Source organism: Tersicoccus solisilvae, from assembly GCF_014643255.1.
GTDB classification, from domain to species: Bacteria; Actinomycetota; Actinomycetes; order Actinomycetales; family Micrococcaceae; genus Tersicoccus; species Tersicoccus solisilvae.
This window is the reverse complement of record NZ_BMJI01000001.1, coordinates 132,976-158,684: the sequence shown is the minus strand read 5'-3', so window position 1 is coordinate 158,684 and position 25,709 is coordinate 132,976. Positions and strand designations below refer to the sequence as shown.

Sequence of the window (25,709 nt, the reverse complement as noted above, 5' to 3'; positions counted from 1 at the left end):
CGATCCTCCCCGCGTCAGCCCCGGGTACCGCGGCTCGGCGTCGCGCCCGCCGCGGGCTCGGCCGCCGCGTTCGTGCGTGCCGGGCTCGGTTCCGCGGCGGCCCCGGTGGCGGCCCCGTTGCCGTTGCTGGCCTGGCCGCGGCCGGTGGCCCCGTTGGAGGAGCCGTTGCCGTTGCCGTTCTGGGCGCTCGGGGAGGATGCGCTGGGCGACGGCGATGCGGTGGGCGTCGTCGGCGTCGGTGTCGGTCCGCGGGACACGCGCACGGTGACCGTCGACCCCGGGTCGACCTCCTGGCCGGCGTCCGGGACCTCCACGACGGTACCAGCCGGCCGGTCGCTCGCGACGACCTGCTCGGCGTACCGCAGTCCCAGCTCCTGCAGGGCGGACTGGGCCTGGGCCCGGGTGCTGCCGACCAGGTCACGCGGCACGGTGACCTGCTCGGGACCGGTGGAGTAGGTGACGGTGACGGCCGAGCCCTTCTCGAGCGTGCCGGTCGGGGCGAGCCCGGTCACGAGGTTCGCGGCCACGTCGTCGGAGGGCTGCGGATCGGGTCGCACCTGCAGCCCGAGCTGCTCGAGCTCGGCGCGGACCTCGCCGATCGGGCGTCCCTCGTAGGCCGCGGCCCGCACGTCCACCGTGGTCGAGGTCGTGGTGGTCGTCGTCGGGCTCGGGGTCGTCGACGTCACCGTCGGCGAGCTCGGCGCGGTGCTGGACGGGGCGGTGACCGTCGTGGTGGTGCCGGGGCTCGACGCGCGCCCGTTGAAGAGGCCGTTGGTGGCGAGCGTGGCGACCAGGATCAACAGCAGCAGGACGATCAGGGCGACCAGGGGCCACGTCCACGGGCTGCGGGACCGGCGCCGGTCCCGGCCGGCGTCCTGCCGATCGTCCCAGCGCTGCTCCTCCCGCCCGGGTGCGGCGGCCCGCGAGGCGGACACCCCTCCCGCCGCGGCGGCGCCCGCGACGGGCAGCGACGCGGTGCTGGGGGCACGGTCCCGGGCGGTGGTCACGGCCCTGGTGCGAGCGGTGGCCGGTCGCCGCAGCGCCTCGGTGCGCCCGGTCGCCGGGCCCGCGCCGAGGCCGAAGGCGGCCAGGGTGGGGACGGCCCGGAGGGCGTCGTCGTGCTTGCCGGCCCGGATCGCGTCGACCGCGGCCGCCAGCGCGCTGGCACTGGCGGGACGCTGCTTGGGGTCCTTCGACAGCATGGACATCAGCAGGGCACGCACCGGCGCCGGGATCGATGCGTCCAGCGGCGGCGGGTCGTCGTTGACCTGGGCCAGCGCGATCGCGATCTGCGACTCCCCGGTGAAGGGCCGGTGCCCCGACACCAGCTCGTACCCGATGACGCCGAGCGAGTAGATGTCGGAGGAGCCGGTGGCGGTCTGCCCGGTCGCCTGCTCCGGCGAGAGGTACTGGGCCGTGCCCATCACCTGCCCGGTCGCCGTCAACGGCACCTGGTCCGCGAGCCGGGCGATGCCGAAGTCGGTGACCTTGACCCGGTTGTCCGGCGTGATCATCAGGTTCCCGGGCTTCACGTCCCGGTGCACGAGGCCCTTGGCGTGCGCCGCGGACAGCGCCCGTGCGGTCTGCCCGATGATGGTCAGCGCCCGGTCGGGGGAGAGCACGCGCTCGCGTTCGATGATGGTGGAGAGGGGCTGGCCGGGCACGTACTCCATCACCAGGTAGGCCGAGCCCTCCTCCTCGCCGTAGTCGAAGACGTTGGCGATGCCGGGGTGATTCAGCAGCGCGGTGTGCCGGGCCTCGGCGCGGAACCGCTCGAGGAAACCGGGGTCGCCGGTGTACTCCTCCTTGAGGATCTTGATCGCGACGATGCGTCCGAGCACCTTGTCGCGGGCCTTCCACACCTCGCCCATGCCGCCGATGGCGATCCGATCGGTCAGCTCGTACCGGTCGCCCAGGGTGATGCCTCCGGTGGGCCTCACTTGTTCAACACCGCCTCAAAGAGCTTCTTCGCCGTCGGACTGGTCAGGGATACCCCCGTGAGCACATCAACATTCTCCACGACGATCGCCACCGCGATCTGCGGGTCGTCGGCCGGCGCGAACCCGGTGAACCAGGCGTTGTTCCCGCCTCCGACGGTCAGCTCCGCGGTGCCGGTCTTGCCCGCCACCTTCACGCCCGGCACGGCCGCGGCGTTGGCGATGCCCTGGTCCACCACGTTGACCATCCAGTCCTTGATCTGCGTCGCGGTCTGCTGGCTGGTCGCGGTGCGCAGCTGCTCCGGCTTGAACGTACTGACCGGCGTCAGGTCGGGGGCCCGCACGGTCTTGATCAGGTTGGGCTTCATCTGCACCCCGTTGTTGGCGATGGCGGCCGACATCATGGCGACCTGCAGCGGCGTGACGCGCACGTCGAACTGGCCGATGGAGCTCTGGGCCAGCTGCGCGTCGTTGAGGTTCTCGGGGAAGGTCGACGGCGTGACCGTCAGGGGGACCTTCAGCGGCTCCCCGAAACCGAACTTCTTCGCCTCGTTCGCGATCGCGTCCTGGCCGAGGTTCATGGCGATCGAGGCGAACGGCGTGTTGCAGGACTGCTCGAGCGCGAAGGAGAAGTCGACCTTGGTGCGGGCGGCGCAGCCGCCGTACCGGTAGTTGGGCAGCGTCGCGGACGTGCCCGGCAGGTCCAGCTCGGCCGGGTTGTCCAGCACGCTGTCGGCGTCGTACTTGCCGGACTCCAGGGCCGCGGCGGTGTCGATGATCTTGAACACCGAGCCGGGGGAGTACAGGTTGCCGCCGATTGCGCGGTTGAACAGCGGGTTGGCCTCGTTCTGCGCGAGGGCCTCGTACGCCTGTCGCGCCTGGTTCGTGTTGTGGGTGGCGATCGCGTTGGGGTCGTAGCTGGGCTTGGAGACCATGGCGAGGATCTCGCCGGTCTTCGGGTTAAGGGCCACGATCGCGCCCTTCTGGTCGCCGAGCGCGTCGTAGGCGAGCTTCTGCAGCGCAGGATCGATGGTCAGTTCCACCGACGCGCCGCGCGGCTGGTTCCCCGAGAGGATCTGCGTGATCCGGTCGTAGAAGAGCTGGTCCGAGCTGCCCGTCAGCAGGGGGTTGAGCTCCTGCTCGAGGCCGGTCATGTTCAGCAGCGAGTAGAACCCGGTCAGCGGCGCGTACAGCTGCGGGTCCCGGTAGACGCGCTGGTAGTCGTACTGGTCGTTGCTGCGCTGCGAGTAGGCGATCTGCTGGCCGTCGACAAGGATCGGGCCCCGGTTGCTGGAGAACTGCTGCAGCAGGTTCCGGCTGTTCCACGGGTTCGCCTGCAGGCGGCCGGCCTCGAAGAACTGGACGTAGGTGAGGGAGCCGAGGACGAGCACGAGCAGCGCGGCGGCCACGACCCAGGTGTGGCGGATGGCCTGATTCACGGGGTGCCCCCTCCTTGACGAGTGCGGTTCAGCCCGGAACCGGGGGTGGCGGTCGCGGCGGTGCGCGGTTCGACGACGTCGATGCCCGACGACGGCAGGTCGCTCTCCCGGATGGGGCCCGTGGGCGCCGGCCGGCGGGCGGCGTTGGAGATCAGCAGCAGCAGCGCCACGATGATCCAGTTCGCGAGCAGGGACGAGCCTCCGGCGGACATGAACGGGGTGGTGAGCCCCGTCAGGGGGATCAGCCGGGTGACGCCGCCCATGATCACGAAGCACTGCACGGCCAGGACGAAGGCCAGTCCGCAGGCCAGCAGCTTGCCGAAGGCGTCGCGGGTGCCCAGGGCGGCCCGCATGCCGCGGGAGACGAGGATGACGTAGAGCAGCACGAGGCCGACGACGCCGATCAGCCCGATCTCCTCACCGAGTGCGGCGACGATCATGTCCGAGTTGGCGAACGTCACCAGGTCCGGCCGGCCCAGCCCGAGGCCGGTGCCGAACAAGCCGCCGTTGGCCAGCCCGAACAGGCCCTGGACGATCTGCCAGCTGCCGCCGGGGGCGTTGAACACGTCGGGGTCGAACGCGTTGCGCCAGCCGTCCACGCGGGCCTGCACGTGCCCCATCGTCTGATAGGCGAACAGGCCGCCGGCCACCACCAGGGCCAGGCCGATGAGGATCCAGCTGGCCCGGCTGGTGGCCACGTAGACCATCACCATGAACAGGGTGAAGAACATGACGGACATGCCGATGTCCCGCTGCAGCACGAGGATGCCCAGGCCGATCACCCACGCCACCAGCATGGGGGCCAGGTCCCGGGCCCGCGGGAGCTGCAGGGGACCGATCTTCTTCCCGGCCAACAGGATGAGATCCCGGTTCGTCGAGAGGTAACCGGCGAAGAACACGGCGAGGGTGATCTTGGCGATCTCGCCGGGCTGGAACGAGCCGATGCCGACGGTGATCCACACCCGTGCGCCGTTGATCTCCTGGCCGATGCCCGGCAGCAGGGGCAGCAGCAGCAGAACGGCGCTGACGACGAGGGAGATGTACGTGTACCGGCGCAGCACCCGGTGGTCGCGCACCAGCCACAGCACCACCCCGGCCGCGACGACGGCGACGGCCATCCAGACCAGCTGCCGGCTGGCGGCGTCGTCGCCCTTGGCGATGTCGAGCCGGTGGATCATGGTCAGCCCGACGCCGTTGAGCGCCGTCACGACCGGAAGGATGACCGGGTCGGCATACTTCGCGCGCAGCCGCAGCACGACGTGCAGCGCCAACGGGAGCGCCGCGAACACGATCGTCCGGGTGAGCCACGCGGACCCAAAGGGTTGCTCGAGGTTGAGGGTGACGAGCACGTCCGCGCCGATCGCGATGGCCAGGGCCAGCACGAGCAGCACGAGTTCGGTGTTCCGGCGCGACCGCGGCGCGGTGTACAGCTGGGACATCAGCGCTGCCCTCCACAAGGGGTCACGGACGGGGTCGGGGTGGCGGAGGGTGTGCCGGTGGTGGCCCGCGGCCGGCCGCTCGCGGAGGCCGACCCGTTCGGGCTGCTCGCGGTGGCGCTGGGCGACGGGCTCGGGCTGCGGGTGGGCTGCCCGCGCGACTCGGTGGACGAGCGCGGCGACGAGGAGGCGCCGGCCGACGGGCGGGCCGATCCGGAGGCGCCGGGCGACGGGCTCGGACTGCAGCTCGGGGTGGGCAGCGGGTTGTCCGGTCCGGGCAGACGCAGATCCGCGATGATCTGTTGCGCCCGGTCGGTGCTGTCGGCGGGCACCGTCATCCGCACCCGCTCCTGCGAGTACTCGGGCAGGGAGGAGACGGTGATGCCGGTACGGGTCTCCACGTGCGCGAGCCGGATCGGACCGAGGGTCTGCGAGACGCCGTTGTAGATGGCGACCTCGCCGTCGGACTCGCCGACGTAGTAGCGGGTCTGCGTCCACGCGTAGCCCCAGCCGGCGGCCGCGACCAGCGCCAGCAGGCAGATGACGGCGACGACGGCGTACAGGGGACGGCGGGAGCGCCGGCGGTGCGGTGTCCCGGTGCCGTCCCCCCCGTCGTCGCCGTCGTCGCGGTGACGCAGCAGGGCGGCGGCCTGCCGGTCGACGCTGCGCTTGGCGACGGTGGGGAGCCGGCCGGTCTCCGTCGCCAGTGCCGCCGCTCCGACGAGGACGTGCGGATGGCCGGCCAGCTCCTCACGCAGGGCACCGGCGCTGACGGCCTCGGCCGCGCGTTCCCCGGCGGGGCCGGTCTCGCTGGTGACGACCGGCGTGCTGCTCCGGTCCGCCTCGGTCTCGGCGCCACCGGCGGGACGCGTGACGGGGTGGGCGCCGGTGGCCTCGCCCTCGTCGCGCCGGCCCCGGCGGGCGCCGCGCGGGGTGACCCGCAGGGCGGAGGGCGGCAGCGCCGCCAGCCGGGAGGTGCGGGTGTCCCCGGGGTCGCCCTCCGCGACCTCGATCATGACGACGGTGACGTTGTCGGGGGCGCCCCCCTCGAGCGTGAGGTCGACGAGGGTGTCGACGATGTCCTGCAGCCGGCCGCCGCCGCGGACGATGTCGCTCAGGACGCCGCTGGGCACCACGGCCGTCAGTCCGTCCGAGCAGAGCAGCCACCGGTCGCCGACCCGGGTGTCGTACTCGTGCAGGTCCAGTTCGGGGCTGGCGTCCACATCCCCGAGCACGCGCATCAGCACGTTCTTGTGCGGGTGGTACTCGGCGTCCTCCGGCCGCAGCCGGCCCTCGTCGATGAGGCGCTGCACGAACGTGTGGTCGATGCTCATCTGTTCGAACACACCGTCGCGCAGGCGGTAGGCCCGGGAGTCGCCGATGTGGGCGAACCGGAGGGTCTGCCCGGTCAGCAGCAGCGCCGTGACGGTGGTGCCCATGCCGGCCAGTCGCGGATTCGCGTCGACCAACTCGTTGAGCAGGGAGTTCGCCGTCTGGATCTCGTCGGCGAGCACCGTGCCGGCGTCGTCGTCGTGTTTGTGGTGGTCCAGATGGACGAGGTCGAGCACCGTGGACGCGGAGGCGACGTCCCCGCCGACGTGGCCGCCCATGCCGTCGGCGACCACCGCGAGGTACTGACCCGCATAGGCGGAGTCGTCGTTCTTCGCGCGGACCTTGCCGACGTCGGATCGCGCCGCGTAGCGCAGGACCAGGGCCATCACGGCCTCAATTCGATGACCGTCTTACCGATCCGAATGGGGGTACCGGGCTCGATCGGCACGGCGCGCGTGAGCTGCTGGTCGTTCACGAAGGTGCCGTTCGTGGAGCCGAGGTCCTCGAGGAACCAGCGGCTGCCCTGCGGGAACAGGCGGGCATGGCGGCCCGAGGCGTAGTCGTCCTCGAGCACGAGGGTGGACTCCTGGGCGCGTCCCATCATGACCGGGCCGCTCAGGTCGATCACGGTGCCCTCCTGCGGCCCCTCGACGACGACGAGGCGGCGGACCTGCGGGCGGGGCGGAGCGGCGGGCGCCTCGGAGCCGGCCGCCGCACCGCGGGAGCTCGCGGTGGTCCGCGCCTTCCGGCCGACCGCCAGGTCGCGGCGCATCGCGACGAGCACGGAGAAGATCAGCACCCACAGCAGCGCCAGGAACGCGAAGCGGAGCACGGTGGCGGTCAGTTCGCCCATGTCAGTGGCCCCCGTCCCGCGGCGGCAGCAGCCGGAACGTGATCTTCGTGCGGCCCATCGAGATCACCGAGCCGTCCGCGAGGGGGGCGCTGCCGACGATCTTCTGCCCGTTGACGTAGCTGCCGTTGGTGGAGCCGAGATCGACGGCCTCGCTCTGACCGTCCTGGGTGTGGATCTGCAGGTGCTTGCGGGAGACGCCGGTGTCGTCGACGAGGATGTCCGCCTCCGACGAGCGGCCGAGCACGATGGTGGGCGCGTTGAGCGAGTAACGCTGCCCGTGGATCTCGAGCACAGGTCGCTTCTGCTCGACCTCGGCGCGCCAGGGGCCGCCGGTGACGGAGCCGCCGCGCGACCCGGCCCGTCCCGTTCCGGTGCCCCGCTGGCCCCGCTGCCGGTTCTGCTGCTTCTCGGTCTTCGAGTCGATCTCGAACACCCCCGTGCGCAGCACCGGGTCGTGCCGGAACGAGAAGCGGACGGGTCCGAGCAGCGCGTACCCCTGGCTCTGCGCGTGCTTGATCACGACCTCGCACAGCTCCTCGGCCAGGGGCGTGCCCCACTCCTGCGCCTTCTCGAAGTCGGCGTCGGAGAGGCGGGCGTCGAAGACGTTCGGGGTGATGGTGCGGCCCTCCGTCAGCGCGATCGCCTTGTGGTCCATCTCGCGGCGCAGCGCGCTGGCGATCTCGACCGGCTCCACCTGGCGGCCGCCACCACGGGAGAACACGCCGCGGACGATTTTCTCGAGGCGTCGTTCGACGTCGTCGAGCCGTCCCATGGGCGGTCCTCCTGTCGGCGGGTGCGGGCGTCGTCGAACCCGGTCCCGGGCACGACTCGCAGCAGTGTACAGAGCGTCGCTCCCGATACTACTGGCGTGGGCTGAGCGGACCGGGGGTCGGGCTCGGCGCGTCCCGCCCCGCGGTAGGGACGCCGTTTAGGCGATCGGTGCGGGTCTGGGCTATGCTGGTTTCTGCTGTTCTCCGGTCGCAACGTCCCGTACGGGCTCGAAGCGGAAGGGGAGCCACTGGCGCGAGTGGCGGAATTGGCAGACGCGCTGGCTTCAGGTGCCAGTGCTCGAAAGGGCGTGGGGGTTCAAGTCCCCCCTCGCGCACCAGCGACGAAGGCCCCTCCCGGGTTCGGGAGGGGCCTTCGTCGTGTCCGGGCACGCCGACGTCGGGTTCGCCCCGGAGCCGTGGGCGGCGGGCGACGGACCCCTTGTCCATCAGGGACCGTGTTCTTACTCACCAGGACGTGGAACTGCGGCGGCTCACGTGACGGGCCGGTGCCGGGCGGTGGCGACCGCGTCGGCCACGCGACCGCGGAACGGGTCACCGTGTCCGGGCAGGGCGATGTCGGCGTCCAGCGCGGCGATCGCGTCCAGGGAGGCGAGGGCCTGCCGGGTGTCCGCGGTCGCCGCGGCGGAGACGATCTGCGGACCCGAGGCCCCGGTGTAGGGGTCGAGCGTGACCAGGGCATCCCCCGTGATCACCACGCCGCGATCGGGCAGGTGCAGCGCGAGGTGTCCCGCCGTGTGTCCGGGCGTCGCCACCGGCACCGGTGCGCCCGGCAGGGTGGCGGCCGCCTCGACGTCGAGCGGGCGCATGCTCGTCACGCCCCGGACCGCCAGGGCGCCGGCCAGGGTCATCCGGCCGAGCACGGGGATGCTGGCCGGGTACCGGATCGGGTAGAAGGGACGGGCGCGCTCGTGCCGGTACCGGTAGGGGTGGGCGGCGATCCAGGCGTCGGCCGGATCGATCAACACGGGGACGTCGAGGTCCTGCTGCAACCGCAGCGCGAACCCGAGGTGGTCGAAGTGCCCGTGCGTGATCGCCAGCGCCTCGATGTCACGCGGGGAACGGCCCAGGCTCCGCAACGCCGCCCGGACCATGGGCCACATCGCCGGCAGGCCCGCGTCGACCAGCAGCACCCGGGGACCGTCCTCGATCAGATAGCAGTTGACCCGGGCGTGCTCCACGCGGTGCACGCCCTCGGCCTCGTGGGGATGGAACATGTCGCGCTCCCTTCATCAGCATGCTGTCTTTTGATCGACTGTACCCGGCGGATCCGTGGGCCCGGAAGGCTCGGAGGAGTCTCTTGTCGACGTCGCGCCGATCCTCTACTGTGAGGGACATCACCAAGTGGACAGCGTTCACATTGGCGGCCGCACCGGCCGCGGCGGTGTCCACCCCTCCCTGGACCCGATCGCGCAGAAAGGCCTGATTCCCCATGAGCGCACATCCCGAGAAGTGGCCCGCCGGCACCCCCTGCTGGGTCGACATCATGGTGCCCGACCTGGGCCGCAGCCAGACCTTCTACCGCGCCGTCCTCGGCTGGGAGTACACGGAGTCGGTCGCCGAGTTCGGCGGCTACTGCAACGCCATGGCCGACGGCCGGGTGGTCGCCGGGCTGAGCCCGATGATGGAGGGCATGGGAGGCGCCCCCACCGTCTGGACCACCTACCTCGCCACCGACGACATCGACGCCACCGCGGCCGCGGTGACGGCGAACGGCGGCCAGGTCACCGCCGCGCCGATGCAGATCCCCGAGATGGGGTCGATGGCCGTGTTCGTCGACCCGACGGGCGCCTCCTTCGGCGTCTGGCAGTCGGGCTCGCACACCGGGTTCGACGCCGTCGACGAGCCGGGGACGATCGCCTGGAACGATGTGATGAGCACCGACGACGGCGCCGCACGCCGCTTCTACCAGGCCGTCTTCGGCTTCACGTACGAGGACCTGGACATGGGCGGCATGCGGTACGCCATGTTCTCCGTGGACGGCGGCGAGCGGCCCGCCGGCGGCATCGGGGAGGGCGCGGGAGCCGGCGGTTCGGCGTGGAACGTCGCCTTCATGGTGGCCGACGTCGACGACGCCGTCGGGACCATCGCCGAGGCGGGCGGCACGGTGACGGATCAGCCCTCGGACTTCGAGTTCGGCCGGATCCTCAGTGCGGCCGGTCCCGACGGTGAGCGGTTCCAGCTGGTCTCCCCGCAGCAGAAGGGCGACCAGTCCACCGCCGAGCAGGCGGGTCAGCAGACCGCTGCCCGGTAGCGGGCCGAGGCCCGCGCCCCGACGGGCGGCACAATGGGGGCATGTGCGGACGCTTCGCGATGGACAAGGACGTCGACGACCTGATCCAGGCCTTCGTCGCCGACGGGGGACGGGCCCAGGACTGGCGGCCCACCTTCAGCCTGGCCCCGACCATGGTGGCCCCGATCGTGCGGGAGCACCGGGGCCGAGACGGCGAGTTCAAGCGCGAGCTCGAGCCCGCCAGCTGGGGCTTCAGCCCGTCCTGGGGCAAGCCCGGCGGCCGGGCCCCGATCAATGCCCGGCTCGAGACCGTCGCCACGAACGGCCTCTTCAAGCGCGCCTTCGCCGGCGCGCGCGCGATCGTGCCGATGAGCGGCTACTTCGAGTGGGAGCAGCGGGACGACGGCAAGCAGCCCCACTACCTGTACGGCCCGGACGGTCCCTCGGGCCTGCTCGCCGCGGCCGCCGTCGGTGCGGCCCGCAAGGAGGGAGACCGGTGGGCGGTCAGCTTCGCCATCATCACCCGCGAGGCGACGGACGCCTCGGGTGAGGTGCACGACCGGATGCCCGTCTTCCTCCCGCCGGACACCTGGCAGCGGTGGCTGGACCCCGAGCCCGTCGAGGGGAGAGCGGCCACGGAGCTGGTGGGGATGCTCGAGGACACGTCGGCCCGGGTGGCCTCGACCGTGACGCACTACCCGGTGGACCGGAAGGTCAACAACAGCCGCACCGTCGACCCCGTGGACGCCACCCTGATCCAACCGCTGGAGGACCACGCATGAGCGACCGCGACCAGCCCGGCGCCCGGCCCGACCCGGCGCCGGCGGATGCCGGCACCCGCGCCGACCGGGAGAGCGAGCCGGTGCACGGCGCGACACCGGCGGACCGGCCGGCGACCGGATCCGGGCCGACCCCCGACTCGGCGGCGTCCGCCGTCCCCGCTGCCGTGGGCCCCGCCGCCGTGCCGGGGGCGGCCCCGCGGGCCGATCCGCACACCGGGGGAGCGGGTGATCGAACCGGCGACCCTGCCGGCGACCCTGCCGGCGACCGCGCCGTCGCACCGCACCGGCGCACCCCGCGGTTCCTCACCGTGGTCCTCGGCCTGGCCGGCCTGATGGTCGTCCTGTTCTTCGTGCAGGCGGCGAAGGACGTCGTCGCGCCCGTCTTTCTCGGCCTGAACCTGCTGATCGTGGTCTACCCGCTGCAGCGTTGGCTCGAGCAGCACGTGCACCGGTTCGTGGCCGCGACCGTCTCCCTCGTCATCGTCGTCGGCATCATCCTCGGCTTCTTCCTGCTCGCCGGCTGGGCGGTCAGCGAACTCGTCGTCGAACTGCCGAGCCACAACGCCGAGTTCGTCGCGCTCTGGCGCGACGCGCTGGCCTGGCTGGACGGGCTCGGCATCAGCACCTCCGTGATCCAGCAGGGACTGAGCGGCTTCAACGCCGGCAGCGTGATGAGCCTGCTGACGCCGGTGCTCTCCAATGTCACCGCCGTCAGCGGCGCGGTGGCCACGCTGATCCTCGCCGTGTTCTTCCTCGCGCTGGACTCGATGTCCCTGCCGGGCCGGCTCGGGCTGGTCGCGCGGAACCGGCCGCACATCACCGCGGCGCTGGGGGCCTTCGCCGTCGGCGTGCGCCGCTACTGGCTCGTCACCACGGTGTTCGGCCTCATCGTGGCCGTGCTCGACGTCGTCGCCCTGTCGGTGATCGGCGTGCCGCTGGTCTGGGCGTGGGGCGTGCTCGCCTTCCTCACCAACTACATCCCCAACATCGGGTTCGTGATCGGCCTGGTCCCGCCCGCGCTGCTCGCCCTGCTCGACGGCGGCTGGTGGGCCGCGCTCGCCGTGGTGATCGCGTACAGCCTGCTCAACTTCGTCATCCAGTCGATCATCCAGCCCAAGTTCACCGGGCAGTCCGTCGGCGTGACGCCGGCGATGTCGTTCCTCTCGTTGATGTTCTGGTACTGGGTACTGGGTTGGATCGGCGCCCTCGTCGCCCTTCCGGCGACCCTGCTGGTCAAGGCCCTGCTGGTGGACGCGGACCCCCGGGCCCGGTGGGTGAACGCGTTCATCTCGAGCAGCCCGTCCCCGTCCGACGCCACCCGCCCGGCCGACTGACCGTGCCGGACCTCCCCGGCCGCGCCGCCTCGGGCCCGGTCGCCGCGACGCCGCACACCGCTGTGGACCGGATCGCCCGGGCGGCGTCGGAGGTGCTCGCCCCGCCGTTCCTCGCGTCGCTGCTGATGGCGATCGCCGCACTCGCCTCCGGGGTGAGCGGGCGCACCGTGCTCGCCGCGGCGGTCGCGATCGGGTTCACCATCGTGGCGCCGATGGCGGTGATCGTCGTGCTCGCCCGCCGCGGCCGGCTGAGCGGGCACTACGTGCCCGAACGGACCGAACGGACGCCGGTGTACGTGGGCACCCTGGTCTCCGGCGGCGTCGGCATGGTGCTGCTCGTGCTGCTGCGGGCGCCGCACGCGCTGTTCGTCGTCATGGGCGGCATCGCCACCGGACTCGTGGCCGTGCTCCTGGTCAACCTCTGGTGGAAGATCTCGGCCCACACCGCGGTCGCCGCCTCGGTCGCCGTCACGTTGGCCGGGTGGCTCGGCGGGCCGTGGTGGATGATGCTCACCGTGCCCGTGGTGGTGGGGTGGTCCCGCGTGCGGATGCGGGTGCACACCCGCGGGCAGGTGATCGTCGGCGGTCTTCTCGGCGTCGCCGTTGCGCTCGTCTGGCTGCCGCTGCTGCGCTGACGCGGTCGAAACCGACGCCGTCCCGGGGCATCAGGGCTTCTCCCAGCCGACGTCGGCCGGGTCCTTGTCCGGCCGCCAGCCCCGCCACACCGGGTGACGCAGCCGGTGGTCGCGGGTCAGTTCGCCGTAGCTCACCTCGGCGACCCGGTCCGCGCGCACCCACGTCGCGTCCCTCGCATCGGCGGCGGGGACCCCCTCCGCGGCCGGGGTCGTCCGGGTCGCCGAGGCGAAGTCGCGGGCCATCCGGGTCAGGGTCTCGTCGTTCAGGCCGCTGCCGACCCGGCCCGCGTACCGCAGCACCCCGTCCTCGTCCGGCACCGCGACCAGCACCGAGCCGATGCCGCCGGTCCGGCCCCCCCTGCCGGCGCGCCACCCGATCACGACGACCTCCTGGTGCGTCTGGTTCTTCAGCTTGATCCACGTGCGGGCCCGCTGTCCCGGCTGGTAGACGCTGCTGATCTTCTTGGCGACGACGCCCTCCAGTTTCAGCTCCTGGCTCGCCTCGACCGCCTCCTCGACGTCGCCGTCGAACGCGTCCGGCACGTGCACGTGACCGCCCTCGCGCACCGCCTCGGCGAGCAGCGTCCGACGCTTCCGGTACGGGGTGCGCAGCAGGCTCTGCCCGCCCAGGTGCAGCACGTCGAAGAGCATGACGTGCACGGGGGTGCGGCGCATCGCGGCGGTGACGTCCCGCGGCCGGGTCAGGCCCATCCGGTTCTGCAGCCGCCCGAAGTCCGGCCGGTTGCCGGCGCCGAGGGCGACCACCTCGCCGTCGAGGACCACCGGGCCGGCGGCGAGCACGTCCGGGTCGAGCCGGTCGGCGAGCTCGGCCAGCTCCGGGTAGGTGGCGGTGATGTCGGTCCCGTGGCGGGCGGCCAGGGTCACGCCGTCGGTCGTCACCGTGGCGATCACCCGGACGCCGTCCCACTTCATCTCGAACGCCCAGTCGGCCCCGCGCAGGTCCTCGACCGTCCCGGCGCTCGCGAGCATCGGGGCGACGGCGTCCACGGTGGCGGGCGGCTCGGTGTCCCCGTCCGTCGCGGCGTCGTCGGCGTGTCCCTCTCCGCCGGGCTGCTCCTTCATCAGGTGCAGCAGCCAGTTCTTCGCGTCGCCGCCCATGCCGGTCGCGTGGATGAAGGCGAACCGCCGGGGCACCCCGCCGAGGCCGCCGTCGGGCTGCCCGTGCACGACGGCGATGACCTCCTTGCCGTCGCGCCACTTCTCGAGCTCATAGGTGCCGTGGTCCCAGATGGTGACCTCGCCGCCGCCGTACTCGCCCTGCGGAATGGTGCCCGCGAAGGTGCCGTACTCGAGCGGGTGGTCCTCGGTCTGGACCGCCAGCCGGTTCTCGCTGGTGCTCAGCGGCGGGCCCTTCGGCACCGCCCAGGAGACGAGGACCCCGGCGTGCTCGAGCCGGAAGTCCCAGTGCAGCCGCCGGGCGTGATGCTCCTGGATGACGAAGGTGGGCGGGTTGTCCGCGTCGGAGGCGGCGGACGGCCGCCCGTGGGTGCCGCGGGCCGGTCTCTGCGGCACCGGCTCGGGGGTCTTCCCCGCGTCCCGCTTGGCCCGGTAGGTGGCGAGCAGGTCCGCGCCCGCGTCCTCGTCGCCGGGCTCATCGGCGCCGACGTTCTCCGTGGTGAGCGAGCCGACCCAGCCCTGCGCGGCGATCGGGTCCAGCCCGTCGGCTACCCGTTCCAGCACCGCCTCCAGGTCCAGGTGGTCCAGGTCGGGGTCGTCCAGCTCGTCCCAGGTCCGGGGTGCGGCGACCGTCGGGTGCTCGCGCCCGCGCAGCGAGTAGGGGCACACCGTGGTCTTGTTGGCGTTGTTCTGGCTCCAGTCCACGAGCACCTTGCCGGCGCGCAGCGTCTTCTTCATGTCGCTGACGACGAGGTCGGGGTGATCCGCCTCCAGGGCCCGGGCCAGTTCGTGCGCCACCTGGCTGACCTGCTCGGAGCTGACCGAGCCGTCCAGCTCGGCGTAGAGGTGGATGCCCTTGGAACCGGAGGTCACGGGCACCGCGTCGAGCGCCATCGCGTCCAGGATCTGCCGGCAGAGCCGCGCCACCTCGGCGCACTCGGCCAGGCCGGCGCCGGGCCCGGGGTCCAGATCCAGCACCATCCGGTCCGGGTTCCGGGCCCGGAACGTCGGGTCGAAGCGCCACTGCGGGGTGTGGATCTCCAGGGCAGCGAGCTGGCCGAACCACGCCAGGACCGCCGGTTCGTTGGCCAGGGGATAGACGTTGGCGCTGGTGCGGTGCTCGATCCGCCCGCGCGGGATCCACTCCGGCGCGGCGTCCTCCAGGTCCTTGCGGAAGAACACCTGGCCGGGCTCGGCCGCGGTGCCGACGCCGTTGACCCAGCGTTTACGGGTCACCGGGCGCCACGCGGCCTGCGGGATGAGCACACGGGCGACCTGGGCGTAGTAGTGCAGCACCTCGGCCTTCGTGGTCCCGGTCGCGGGGTAGAGCACCTTCTCCAGGTTGCTCACCCGCAGCCGCCGTCCGCCGATCTCGACCGTCTGCTGGGCCGCCGCCATCCTGCCTCCCTCCGGTGCCGCGCCGACCGCCGCTGCCGCCGTCCGGTCGTCCGTTCCTGTACGGCGTGAACGCCGTGGTGTTTCAATGATGCCCATGAGACCCATCTGGACCGGTGCCATCACGTTCGGACTGGTGAACGTGCCGGTGAAGCTGTACGGCGCCACCGAGGACCACGACGTGAAGTTCCACCAGGTTCACGACGCCGACGGCGGCCGCATCCGGTACGAGCGGCGCTGCGAGGTGTGCGGGGAGAAGGTCGAGTACCAGCACATCGACAAGGCCTACGACGACGGCGACCGCACCGTGATCGTCACGGACGAGGACTTCAAGTCCCTGCCCGCCGCGGAGCACAACGAGATCGACGTCGTGCAGTTCGTGCCGAACGACCAGGTCGACCCCATCATGTTCGAGAAGCCGTACTTCCTCGAGCCGGTGGGCAAGTCGCCCAAGTCCTACCTGCTGCTGCGCGAGACGCTGGAGAAGGCGGACCAGACCGCCATCGTGAAGTTCTCGCTGCGGCAGAAGACCCGGCTCGGCGCGCTGCGGACCCGGGGCAAGGTGATGGTGCTGCAGGGCATGCTGTGGGCCGACGAGGTGCGCGAGGTCGACTTCCCCGCCGTCTCCAGCCGCGCGAAGATCTCCCCGCAGGAGCTGAAGATGTCCGCCGCGCTGGTCGAGCAGTTCAGCGGGGACTTCCACCCGGAGGAGTTCGAGGACGACTACCAGGCCGAGTTGCAGCACCTCATCGACGAGAAGCTCGAGCAGGGCGACGCGTTCGACACCGCCACCACGTTCGGCAAGGCCGACGAGGAGGAGTCCGACGAGGGCGGCGACGTCGTCGACCTGATGGAGGCGCTGAAGAAGAGCATCGACCGCAAACGCGGTGGGGGCGGAGCGGAGAAGAAGGCGGCCGCGTCGTCGGGATCGCGGTCCCGTGCGACGTCGTCGAAGAAGAAGGGCGCCTGACCGGCCGGGCCGTCACCGGTCCCGTTCGATGACGAACCGCAGCGAGGTGTCCCCGACCTCGGTGCAGGTGATCCGGCTGTCGCCCACCTCGACCCGCTGACCGCGTTCGCACGTCAGGGTCTCGCCGTCCGTGCCGCCGGCCGAGAAACGCGCGGTACCGGACCCCGCCTGTTCCAGCCGGAAGCGGTCGGCGACGGCGCCCTGCACCGGGCCGGAGACGGGAAACGGGAGGTCGTGGAACGCGGTACCCGACACGGAGATCGTGCAGCGGCGCAGCTCGCCGTCGGTGGCGCAGTCCTCGGTCCACGAACTCGTCCGGCAGCCGGTGAGCGTGACGGCAAGGATGCCGAGCGCGGCCAGGGAGCCGCCGATGCGAGTGCGCATGGGTCCACTCAACCAGACATCGCGCGCCGCGGACCGCGGCTGTCCGCAGCCCTGCGCCGGTGGCGATGTGAACGCTGTACACCGGGGCGTGGTCGTCCCTAGGATGAGACGATCCCTGCCACAATCGTGAGGACGTCATGGCCACGATCCAGACCCGCGGCATCACCAAGACCTACGCCTCCCGCTCCGGACCCGTGCACGCCTTGACCGGGGTGGACCTCACCGTCGAGGCGGGCACGGTGCGCGGCCTGCTCGGTCCCAACGGCGCCGGCAAGACCACCGTCGTGAAGGTCCTGACCACCCTGATCCAGGCCGACGCGGGATCGGCGAGCATCAACGACATCGACGTCCGCCGGCATCCGCAACGGATCCGCAGCATCATCGGCGTCTCCGGCCAGTACTCCGCCGTCGACGAGAACCTCACCGGCCTGGAGAACCTCGAGATGGTCGGCCGGCTCTACCACCTCGGCCGGAAGCGGGCGCGCGCCCGGGCGAAGGAGCTCATCGACGTGTTCGGGCTGGCCGAGGCCGGGGATCGGCCGGTCAAGGGCTTCTCCGGCGGCATGCGGCGGCGCATCGACCTCGCCGGCGCGCTCGTCATCAACCCGCAGGTGCTGTTCCTCGACGAGCCGACCACGGGGCTGGACCCCCGCAGCCGGCTCGGGCTGTGGGACGTGATCCGGGACCTGGTCGGCGGCGGCACCACCGTCCTGCTGACGACGCAGTACCTCGAGGAGGCGGACCAGCTGGCCGATGAGATCTCGGTGATCGACGCCGGCCGGGTGATCGCCGAGGGCACCGCCGACGAACTGAAGGCGCAGGTCGGCGGCCACCGGGTGGCGGCGACGCTGGTCGACCCCGCCGACATGGCCGCGGTACGGGACATCATGCTCCGCCACGGCGAGGGGGAGCCGCGGGTGGACGGCTCCGGCCGGCAGGTCGACGTCGCCGTCGAGCACGGCCCCGTCGCCCTGCAGCGGGTGCTCGCCGACCTCGACGCGGCGGGGGTGCGGGTGCACGACGCCGGGATCCGCCGCCCCACCCTGGACGACGTGTTCCTCCAGCTGACCGGCCACATGGCCGAGGAGTCCGACGCCGACGACGAGCAGGCCGGCGCGCGGCGGAAGCGGGGGCGACGAGACGACCACGAGGACGGTGGCGCGCCCGACGGCGACACGGCGGACACCGGGTCACCCGGAGGGGCGATCGCCGGGGCGACCACCGGCATCGCCGGCCCCGCGCCGGACGGCGCCGACGCGCACCCCGAGACCGGGGGCGTCATGACGGACGATCCCCCCGACGGGGAACGTCCTCGGGAACGGGCCCGGCATCGGGCCGGAGCGGAGCGATGATGAGCGCAGTGACGGGAACGGCGCCGACCACGGCGACGGCGCCGCTGACCCCGACGGTCACCGGCGGCCTGCAGACCCTGGCCGCCGACGGGTGGACGGTCACCTGGCGCAACCTGCTGAAGATCAAGCGCACCCCGGACATGCTGATCTTCGCGGTGCTGCAGCCGATCATGTTCGTGCTGCTGTTCAGCCAGGTGTACGGCGGCTCGATCCGCGTACAGGGCACCGACTACACGCAGTTCCTGATGGCCGGCATCTTCGGGCAGACCATCGTGTTCGGCGCGACGTTCTCCGGGTCCGCCATGGCGCAGGACCTCAAGGAGGGCATCATCGACCGGTTCCGCACGCTGCCGATGAGCCCCGCGGCCGTGCTGATCGGACGGACCAACGGCGACCTCGTGCTCAACGCCATCTCGATGGTGATCATGATCGGCACCGGCTTCCTCGTCGGCTGGCGGTTCACGACGTCGGTGTGGTCGTTCCTCGGCGGCGTGGCGCTGTTGCTGTTGTTCGGCTACGCGTTCAGCTGGGTGATGGCACTGATCGGCATGTCCGTCCGGTCCCCGGAGGCGATCAACAACGCCTCGTTCATGATCCTGTTCCCGCTGACGTTCATCTCCAACGCGTTCGTCCAGTCCCAGACGCTGCCCGGCCCGCTCGAGTTCATCGCGAACTGGAACCCGGTGTCGGCGCTCGTGCAGGCGGCCCGGGAGCTGTTCGGCAATCTCGGCTCGGCGCCGGTGCCGGACGCGTGGCCGATGCAGCACCCGGTGCCGACCGTGCTGATCGGCGCCGTCGTGCTGCTCGCCGTGTTCGTCCCGCTCTGCGTGCGGAAGTTCCAGCGGATCAGCTCCCGCTGACCTCCCCGCTCGCGCCACCCCGCTGACTGGTCACTCGATGACGGTTCCGCGACGGAGTGCGGCGGGAAACCGTCAGGTAGTGACCAGTCGGCGAGGGAGGGAGCCTGCGGGTCAGTAGACGCGGGACGGGCTGACCCGCTGGTACTGCGGCACCCAGGTCAGGTCGTGGCCGAGCCGGTGGGCGGCGCGCAGCCACCAACGGGGGTCGGCCAGCGCCGCCCGCGCGATCGTGACGACGTCCGCCTGCCCGGAGAGCAGGATGTGCTCGGCCTGCACGGGGTCGGTGATCATGCCGACGGTCGAGGTGGGCACCTTGGTGTCCCGCCGGATCCGCTCGGCGAAGCCGGTCTGGTACCCCGCGCCGCCGCGCACCTTCGGGGCGGCCAGATTCCCGGCGGAGCTGACGTCCACGAGGTCGACACCGTGCTCGTGAGCCAGGGAGACGAACCGGGACGAGAACGTCAGGTCGGCCTCGATGTCCTCCCAGTCGCTCGCCGAGATGCGCATCAGCAGCGGCATCCCGTCGGGCAGCGTGGCACGGACGGCGTCGATCACCGCCAGCGGCAGCCGCATCCGGCCCTCGTCGTTGCCGCCCCACCCGTCGGCGCGGTCGTTGACCAGGGGGCTGAGGAACTCGTGCAGCAGGTACCCGTGGGCCGCGTGCAACTCGACGGTGTCGAAGCCGGCGTCGACCGCCCGGGCCGCGGCGGCGGCGAAGTCGTCGACGACCGCGAGAATCTGGTCCTCGGTCATCGCGCTCGGCGCGGCGTAGCCGTCGAACGCGGCGTCGGTCGGGGCCAGGGTCGCCCAGCCGTGCTCGGACACCGGCACGGAACCGTGCCGGTCGGCGAACGGCGGATAGGTCGAGGCCTTCCGGCCCGCGTGGGCGAGCTGGACGCCGATCTTCGCGTCGATGCCGTGGCTGTGGACGAACTCGACGATACGGCGCCACGCGGCGGCCTGCTCGTCGTTCCAGATGCCCGTGTCCTGCGGGGAGATCCGGCCCTCGGGGTTGACCGCGGTGGCCTCGGTGATGATCATCGCGGCGCCGCCGACGGCGAATCCGCCCAGGTGCACCAGATGCCAGTCGGTGGGCACACCGGGAGCCTCGACGGGGTCGCACGAGTACTGGCACATCGGGGCGACCCACCCGCGGTGGGCCACGGTCAGATCGCGCAGGGTCAGGGGTTCGAAGAGGGCGGGGACGGTCACGGTACCTCCGGTTCGGGACGACAGGGCTGCTGGTGATGCCAACGACGTCGCCACCGGTGCGCATTCCGCACGTGACGGCGTTCACGCCTCGGCCGTCGCCCGGCCGGCGGCCGGGTGAGGGCGACCGGGGTCAGCCCGCCAGGTGGTACGGCGACCAGCCGCCGCCGATGACGACCCGGCCACCGGTCGACGGGTAGTAGTGCAGCGTCCCGTCCGCCCACCGCCCGGTGATGCCGCGGGAGCCCGTGCCGCCGAACGCGTACAAGGGCGTCACCGCCGTGACGGACCGCCACCCGGCGCCGAGGACCGGTCGCGCCTCGGCGCGGAAGGTCCCGGTCGCCGCGCCCCGGTACAGCGCGAGCTCCCCGTTGGGGCGTGTGGCGAGGACGTCGCCATACCCGTCGCCGTCCCAGTCCACCAGCGTCAGCCGCAGCCCCTGCCAGCCGCCACCGATCCGGCGTCCGGCCGCGAGCCCGTCGCCGGCCGCCCGACGGTACTCGGTGAGCACGCCGGAGGCGTCGTCGCGCGCCAGCACGGCGCGTCCGCTGCCCCACCAGCCGGCGACGACGGTCCGGCCGGCCCAGTTCCGGGCCAGCACCCGGGCCGGGCCGAGGGAGCCCCCCGCGGTGCCCGGGTAGACGGTGAGCACGCCGCTGCGGAAGAGGGCGACGACGTCGAACCGCCCGTCGCCGTCCCAGTCCACGACGTGCAGGGACCGGGCCGTTCCCCACCCCGCGCCCAGGGACCGCCGCACGGCGAGGGTGGTGTTGCCGTGCGCCGGGTAGTTCCACAGCACGCCGCCGGCGTCGACGGCGAGCACGTCACCGGCGCTGCGGATGGCGTCCGTCGTCGTCGGCACCAGATACCGCGCCGCCCCGTCTCCCGCCGTCGCGGTGGTGAACAGGTCCGAGGCGGCGCCCATGACGATGCGGTCGCCCGGCGTCGCCCCCTGCAGCAGGCGGGTGACGGCCCAGAGGTGCGTCGAGATGCAGCCGGCCGACTTCGTCCAGCCGGCGTGGAAGAAGATGGCGAACGAGGCGCCCTGCCGGGTGTCCATGTCGGGCCGGCGGTTCCAGTTGATCACCGCCGCCTGCTCGTAGTAACCCTCGTTCATGAGGGTGTGAAGGTTCTCGTCGGACTCGCCGCCGGCGCCCTCGAAGTACTGGTTGTAGGTGGCGCCGCGCTCGCCGCCCCACCGGCTGGCCGGCTTGACCGTGTGGTACGCCAGCCGGGTGCCGGGATTCGCCCGGCCGAGCGCCTCCGTCATGGTGAAGGAGCCGGTCGGGGAGCGGAAGGTGTTCTCCCAGGCGGCGTTGGGGGCGGAGAAGCCGTTGGCGCCGGCCCACCCGTCCGTGCCCCACTGCCTGACGTAGCCCGATGCCGTGCGGGCGCAGTGGGTGATGGTGACGTACGAGCTGTTCCGGCCGGCGGCCACCGCGAACGTGACCCGCGGGGCGCCGTGCACGTTGAACCGGACGGCGTTGGCGTTCAACGCCACGCAGGGATCCGCGGGCCCGGTGGCGGACGCGTGGGGCGCCGTGACGACGTCGGCCGCCAGGCCGACGGTCAGCAGGCACCCGGCGACGAGCGCGGCGACGGCGGTCCGGAGGGCGGAGGTGGCGGCGCGCGCCGCGAGCGTGTGCTTCACGAGTGACTTCCCCAGGGCAGTGGTGCGCGGCACCGATCGAGACCTGCGCCTCATCCTAGCCGCGCCCGGCCCGGGCAGAATGGCGTCCATGGAGGTGACCGGAGCAGGGCCGCGCCGGCCCGGGTGGACCCCGGCGCTGGTGCCGGCGGTGCTGGTCTGCCTTTCCGGACTGTTCCTGTTCGCGTTCGACTGGCGGCCCGTGGGCTACCTGACGATGGCGGCCGGCCTCGCGGTCTGCGTCGGGCTGGACCGGGTGCTGCTGCGGGACCTGCTGCTGATCGCCGTCGGACTGGTGATCGTCTCGACGGTCTCCGTGCGGGCCGACGTCGGCTGGGTCAACATCGTGCTGCTGGGCACGGTGCTCACCCTGGCCGTCGCGATCCCCTACCTGCTCTCCCGGTTCGGGTACGGCGATCACGCCATCCGGTTCCGGTGGCTCTCGGGCGAGCGGTGGACGCGGGGGATGATCGCCTACCTCGTCGCCGTCCCCGCGATCGGGTGGGTGGTGCTGCCGCTGTACTTCGTGCGCAGCGGCGCCTACCTGAACTGGCCGCCGCTGGCCGACGGCACCGAGGTCGCCCGGTTCCTCGTCGGCGTGACCTACATGGGCTCGTGGGACGAGTTCTTCTTCATCTGCACCGTGTTCGCGCTGCTGGCCCGGCACTTCTCGTTCTGGCCCGCCAACGTGCTGACGACGGTCGTCTTCGTCAGCTTCCTCTGGGAGCTCGGCTACCAGGCGTGGGGCCCGGCCCTGACCATCCCGTTCGCGCTGCTGCAGGGGTACCTGTTCATGCGCACCAGGTCGCTGCTCTACGTGCTGTGCGTGCACCTGCTGTTCGACGTCGTCGTGTTCCTCGCGATCGTGCATGCGCGCCACCCCGAGGCGTTGCCGATCTTCTGGTCCTGACCGTGCGCAGCCGGGGCGCGATTGGGCGATCCGTGCGGTATCGGTCACAGTAGTCGGGTGACTGATCTCCCGCGCGTCGCCCACGGTTCCGAGGCGAGCGAGCACTCCGAGGCCGCCTTCGCCCCCCTGTCCACCAGCGAGCAGGCGCCCGGCAGCGACCTGCCGCCGGGCCACGCGCGCACCTTCGCCTCCGACAACTACGCCGGCGTGCACCCCGAGGTGCTCGACGCCGTCGTCGGCGCCAACGCCGGCCACCAGATCTCCTACGGCGAGGACGAGTACACCGAGCGGCTGCAGGAGGTGCTCGGCAGGCACTTCGGCACCCCGACGTTCGCCTTCCCCGTGTTCAACGGCACGGGCGCCAATGTGGTCTCCCTGCAGTCCCTCCTGCCGCGTTGGGGCGCCGTCGTCTGCGCCGAGACGGCCCACATCAACGTGGACGAGAACGCCGCGCCCGAGCGGGTCGGCGGGCTGAAGCTGCTGACCGTGCCGACGCCGGACGGCAAGCTCACCCCCGAGCTGATCGACCGCCAGGCGTGGGGCTGGGGCGACGAGCACCGGGCGCAGCCGCTGGCCGTGTCCATCACGCAGACCACCGAGATGGGCACCTGCTACACGGGGGACGAGATCCGCGCGATCGCGGACCACGTGCACGAGCGTGGTATGAAGCTGCACCTGGACGGGGCACGACTGGCCAACGCGGCCGCCACCCTCGGCGAGGGACTGGGGGCCTTCACCCGGGACGCCGGGGTGGACGCCATCTCGTTCGGCGGCACGAAGAACGGCCTGATGTTCGGCGAGGCCGTCGTCGTGTTCGACCCGGAGCTGGCCACCGCCCTGCCGTACCTGCGCAAGATGGACATGCAGCTGGCGTCCAAGATGCGGTACATCTCCGCCCAGCTCGTCGCCCTCTACGAGGGCGACCTCTGGCTGACCTCCGCCCGGCACGCCAACGCCATGGCGAGGCGGCTCCGGGCCGGGGTCGAGCCGCTGGACGGCGTACGGCTCACCCAGCCGACGCAGGCCAACGCCGTGTTCGCCGTGCTGGACCGCGACGTCGCCGAGCGGTTGCGCGCCCGGTTCCGGTTCTACGACTGGGACGAGCACACCGGCGAGGTGCGCTGGATGTGCTCCTGGGACACCACCGAGGCCGACGTCGACGCGTTCGTCGCCGCGCTCGCCGAGGAACTGGCCCGGTAGGACGCCGGCGACGGGCGCGGTCGTGAGACGATGCGGCCATGACGCCCGTTCTGCTGCCCGCGGACCTCGCCGCCGCGGCTCCGCCGATGACCTCGGGACAGGTGGTCGTGACGGTGATCGCGGCGCTCGCCCTGCTCGTGGGTCTGCTCGGCATCGTCGTCCCCGTCCTGCCGGGCAGCGTGCTGATCGTCGTCGGCCTGCTGGTCTGGGCGATCGGCATGGGCTCGACGACGGGCTGGGTGGTCTTCGCCGTCGGCACCGTGCTCGCCGCGGCGGGCATGTCGGCCGGCTGGGTGCTCACCGGCAGACGCTTGAAGGCGCGGCAGATCCCCAACCGGTCGATCGTCATCGGGCTCGTCGCCGCCGTCGTCGGCGCGTTCCTCATCCCGGTGGTCGGCCTGCTGGTCGGCTTCGTCGCCGGCCTGCTGCTGAGCGAGCTGGCCCGGCAACGCGATCTGCGGGCCGCGCTGAGCACGAGCTGGACCGCGGTCAAGGCCACGGGCCTGGGCATCCTCGTCGAGTTCGGCTGCGGGTGCCTCGCCGTCAGCACGTTCGCGATCGGTGTCTGGGTGCAGATCGCCTCCCGCTGAGCCCGGCGGCGCCGTCACCGGACGGAGCCGCCGCCGGGTGACGTCGTCGGGCCTCCGCGGATGGCCGTACGGATGAGACGCTGGGGCATGGCCGTCCCCGAGATCCACTTCTGCCGCCGCTGCGGCCACGCCGTCGAGCAGCGCATCCCGCCGCTGGAGGACCGGTCCCGCGCCGTGTGTCCCCACTGCGGGTACGTCGACTACGTCAATCCCCTCAACGTCGTCGGCACGGTGCCCGTGTGGACGGGCGAGGACGGGCAGCCCCGGATCCTGCTCTGCCGGCGGGCGATCGAGCCGCGCCGGGGCTACTGGACGCTGCCGGCGGGGTTCATGGAGGTGGGGGAGACGGCGGCCGAGGGCGCGGCACGGGAGACCCGGGAGGAGGCCGGCGCGCGGATCGAGCTCGAGGGGCTGTTCGCCGTCCTCGACGCGGTGCGGGTGCGCCAGGTCCACCTGTTCTACCGGGCGCGACTGCTCGACCTCGATCTCGCGCCCGGTCCGGAGACCATCGAGAACGCGCTGGTCGGGTTGGACGAGATCCCCTGGGACCGGCTCGCCTTCCACAGCGTGCGCCGCGTCCTGCAGGACTGGATCGACGATCACCGGCGCGGCCGGTTCGACGTCCACACCGGCAGCGTGGAGCGGACCCGATGACGCGCCTGCGGGTCCTCGTCCTCTCCGACACCCACGCCCCGCGGTTCTGGATGGGCATCCCCGCGGGGTTGCGTGCGCCGCTGGCCGGTGCCGACCTGATCCTGCACGCCGGCGACGTGTGCGCGCCGACGGTGCTGGACGAGCTCGCCACCCACGCCCCGCTGCACGTCGTGCGCGGCAACAACGACGGCGACGACGTGGCGGCCTGGGGGACCGGCGTGCCGGAGACCCTCGACCTCGATCTCGCCGGGCTGCGGGTGGCGATGATCCACGACGCCGGCCCGAAGCAGGGCCGGGACCGGCGGATGCGCCGCCGGTTCGCCGACGCCGACCTAGTCGTCTTCGGGCACTCCCACATCCCGCTGGACGAGCCCGACGGCGCGGTCCCCCTGTTCAACCCGGGCTCCCCGACGGACAAGCGCCGGCAGCCGCGGGCGACGTTCGGGCAGCTGGACATCGAGGACGGCCGCCTGGTGCGGCACGAGATCATTCCCCTGCCGCCGCGCTGACACGGGTGCCTGTGCCGACGGCGTGGCGGTGGGCGCGTTCGTGCTCCGGTACGCCGCTACGGCTCAGAGCTGCGGTCTGTCGGCGCTCTCTCAGGATGCTCGACGGTCCGATGGCTACACCG

23 protein-coding genes and 1 tRNA gene are annotated in these 25,709 nt (G+C 72.2%); 13 read left to right on the top strand and 11 right to left on the bottom strand.

Annotated elements, in window-relative coordinates:
- Positions 1–14: 14 nt before the first annotated feature.
- From IEX22_RS00765 to IEX22_RS00740, 6 genes are read right to left on the bottom strand one after another with little or no spacing between them, the layout of a single operon-like run.
- Positions 15–1,940: a protein kinase domain-containing protein gene (locus IEX22_RS00765; RefSeq protein ID WP_188664860.1), complete on the bottom strand. Its 1,926-nt coding sequence runs from the start codon at positions 1,938–1,940 to the stop codon at positions 15–17.
- The gene (locus tag IEX22_RS00760; protein ID WP_188664857.1) at positions 1,937–3,376 is read right to left on the bottom strand and encodes a peptidoglycan D,D-transpeptidase FtsI family protein; all 1,440 of its coding nucleotides are present in this window, start codon (positions 3,374–3,376) and stop codon (positions 1,937–1,939) included. The genes IEX22_RS00765 and IEX22_RS00760 overlap by 4 nt, the downstream gene beginning before the upstream one ends.
- On the bottom strand, positions 3,373–4,815 hold the full coding sequence (locus IEX22_RS00755) for an FtsW/RodA/SpoVE family cell cycle protein (RefSeq protein ID WP_188664854.1): 1,443 nt from the start codon (positions 4,813–4,815) through the stop codon (positions 3,373–3,375). Before IEX22_RS00755 ends, IEX22_RS00760 begins: the two co-directional genes overlap by 4 nt.
- Complete coding sequence (locus IEX22_RS00750; RefSeq protein WP_188666041.1) at positions 4,815–6,530, bottom strand: PP2C family protein-serine/threonine phosphatase; 1,716 nt, start codon at positions 6,528–6,530, stop codon at positions 4,815–4,817. The genes IEX22_RS00755 and IEX22_RS00750 overlap by 1 nt, the downstream gene beginning before the upstream one ends.
- Entirely contained in the window at positions 6,530–6,997 is a 468-nt protein-coding gene (locus IEX22_RS00745) for an FHA domain-containing protein FhaB/FipA (RefSeq protein ID WP_188664851.1), read from the bottom strand. Before IEX22_RS00745 ends, IEX22_RS00750 begins: the two co-directional genes overlap by 1 nt.
- A gap of 1 nt (position 6,998) precedes the next feature.
- Positions 6,999–7,769, bottom strand: a complete 771-nt coding sequence (locus IEX22_RS00740) for an FHA domain-containing protein (protein ID WP_188664847.1) — start codon at positions 7,767–7,769, stop codon at positions 6,999–7,001.
- A gap of 249 nt (positions 7,770–8,018) precedes the next feature.
- Between IEX22_RS00740 and IEX22_RS00735 the strand changes: the two genes are divergently transcribed.
- Positions 8,019–8,105: transfer RNA gene (locus tag IEX22_RS00735), tRNA-Leu, on the top strand.
- Positions 8,106–8,258: 153 nt separating this feature from the next.
- Here the strand turns inward: IEX22_RS00735 and IEX22_RS00730 are convergent.
- Positions 8,259–9,002, bottom strand: coding sequence for an MBL fold metallo-hydrolase (locus tag IEX22_RS00730; RefSeq protein WP_188664844.1), 744 nt, complete (start codon positions 9,000–9,002; stop codon positions 8,259–8,261).
- A 215-nt stretch (positions 9,003–9,217) separates the two neighbouring features.
- Between IEX22_RS00730 and IEX22_RS00725 the strand changes: the two genes are divergently transcribed.
- Genes IEX22_RS00725 through IEX22_RS00710 form a run of 4 tightly spaced genes read left to right on the top strand, consistent with a single transcriptional unit; the run spans position 9,218 to position 12,769 of the window.
- Positions 9,218–10,039: a VOC family protein gene (locus IEX22_RS00725; RefSeq protein ID WP_188664841.1), complete on the top strand. Its 822-nt coding sequence runs from the start codon at positions 9,218–9,220 to the stop codon at positions 10,037–10,039.
- Positions 10,040–10,080: 41 nt separating this feature from the next.
- Positions 10,081–10,800 carry an SOS response-associated peptidase gene (locus tag IEX22_RS00720; RefSeq protein WP_188664838.1) on the top strand — a complete coding sequence of 240 codons (720 nt, stop codon included), beginning with the start codon at positions 10,081–10,083 and terminating at the stop codon, positions 10,798–10,800.
- Positions 10,797–12,134, top strand: a complete 1,338-nt coding sequence (locus IEX22_RS00715; protein ID WP_229659667.1) for an AI-2E family transporter — start codon at positions 10,797–10,799, stop codon at positions 12,132–12,134. Before IEX22_RS00720 ends, IEX22_RS00715 begins: the two co-directional genes overlap by 4 nt.
- A gap of 2 nt (positions 12,135–12,136) precedes the next feature.
- Entirely contained in the window at positions 12,137–12,769 is a 633-nt protein-coding gene (locus IEX22_RS00710; RefSeq protein WP_188664835.1) for a phosphatase PAP2 family protein, read from the top strand.
- A gap of 30 nt (positions 12,770–12,799) precedes the next feature.
- Here IEX22_RS00710 and IEX22_RS00705 read toward each other — a convergent pair whose 3' ends face one another.
- Positions 12,800–15,304 (bottom strand): ATP-dependent DNA ligase, encoded by a 2,505-nt coding sequence (locus IEX22_RS00705; RefSeq protein WP_188664820.1) that lies wholly within the window; start codon positions 15,302–15,304, stop codon positions 12,800–12,802.
- Between the two features lie 94 nt (positions 15,305–15,398).
- On the opposite strand from IEX22_RS00705, the gene ku reads away from it, so the two are divergent.
- Entirely contained in the window at positions 15,399–16,271 is an 873-nt protein-coding gene (gene ku, locus IEX22_RS00700; protein WP_188664803.1) for a non-homologous end joining protein Ku, read from the top strand.
- Positions 16,272–16,283: 12 nt separating this feature from the next.
- Here ku and IEX22_RS00695 read toward each other — a convergent pair whose 3' ends face one another.
- Positions 16,284–16,655, bottom strand: a complete 372-nt coding sequence (locus IEX22_RS00695) for a hypothetical protein (protein WP_188664792.1) — start codon at positions 16,653–16,655, stop codon at positions 16,284–16,286.
- 137 nt (positions 16,656–16,792) lie between these two features.
- On the opposite strand from IEX22_RS00695, the gene IEX22_RS00690 reads away from it, so the two are divergent.
- Positions 16,793–18,007, top strand: a complete 1,215-nt coding sequence (locus IEX22_RS00690) for an ATP-binding cassette domain-containing protein (protein WP_188664789.1) — start codon at positions 16,793–16,795, stop codon at positions 18,005–18,007.
- Positions 18,007–18,867, top strand: a complete 861-nt coding sequence (locus IEX22_RS00685; protein WP_188664776.1) for an ABC transporter permease — start codon at positions 18,007–18,009, stop codon at positions 18,865–18,867. The genes IEX22_RS00690 and IEX22_RS00685 overlap by 1 nt, the downstream gene beginning before the upstream one ends.
- 111 nt (positions 18,868–18,978) lie before the next feature.
- On the opposite strand, the gene IEX22_RS00680 is transcribed toward IEX22_RS00685, so the two are convergent.
- On the bottom strand, positions 18,979–20,079 hold the full coding sequence (locus tag IEX22_RS00680) for an NADH:flavin oxidoreductase/NADH oxidase (protein ID WP_188664773.1): 1,101 nt from the start codon (positions 20,077–20,079) through the stop codon (positions 18,979–18,981).
- A 130-nt stretch (positions 20,080–20,209) separates the two neighbouring features.
- On the bottom strand, positions 20,210–21,727 hold the full coding sequence (locus tag IEX22_RS00675) for a hypothetical protein (protein ID WP_188664770.1): 1,518 nt from the start codon (positions 21,725–21,727) through the stop codon (positions 20,210–20,212).
- An 88-nt stretch (positions 21,728–21,815) separates the two neighbouring features.
- On the opposite strand from IEX22_RS00675, the gene IEX22_RS00670 reads away from it, so the two are divergent.
- The 5 genes from IEX22_RS00670 (at position 21,816) to IEX22_RS00650 (ending at position 25,587) form a co-directional block, all read left to right on the top strand.
- Positions 21,816–22,634 (top strand): CPBP family intramembrane glutamic endopeptidase, encoded by an 819-nt coding sequence (locus IEX22_RS00670; RefSeq protein WP_188664768.1) that lies wholly within the window; start codon positions 21,816–21,818, stop codon positions 22,632–22,634.
- A gap of 126 nt (positions 22,635–22,760) precedes the next feature.
- Positions 22,761–23,834 (top strand): threonine aldolase family protein, encoded by a 1,074-nt coding sequence (locus tag IEX22_RS00665; protein ID WP_188666038.1) that lies wholly within the window; start codon positions 22,761–22,763, stop codon positions 23,832–23,834.
- 38 nt (positions 23,835–23,872) lie between these two features.
- On the top strand, positions 23,873–24,424 hold the full coding sequence (locus IEX22_RS00660; protein WP_229659666.1) for a DUF456 domain-containing protein: 552 nt from the start codon (positions 23,873–23,875) through the stop codon (positions 24,422–24,424).
- Between the two features lie 87 nt (positions 24,425–24,511).
- Positions 24,512–25,078 (top strand): NUDIX hydrolase, encoded by a 567-nt coding sequence (locus IEX22_RS00655; RefSeq protein WP_229659665.1) that lies wholly within the window; start codon positions 24,512–24,514, stop codon positions 25,076–25,078.
- Positions 25,075–25,587 carry a metallophosphoesterase family protein gene (locus tag IEX22_RS00650; RefSeq protein WP_229659664.1) on the top strand — a complete coding sequence of 171 codons (513 nt, stop codon included), beginning with the start codon at positions 25,075–25,077 and terminating at the stop codon, positions 25,585–25,587. The genes IEX22_RS00655 and IEX22_RS00650 overlap by 4 nt, the downstream gene beginning before the upstream one ends.
- Positions 25,588–25,709: the final 122 nt, after the last annotated feature.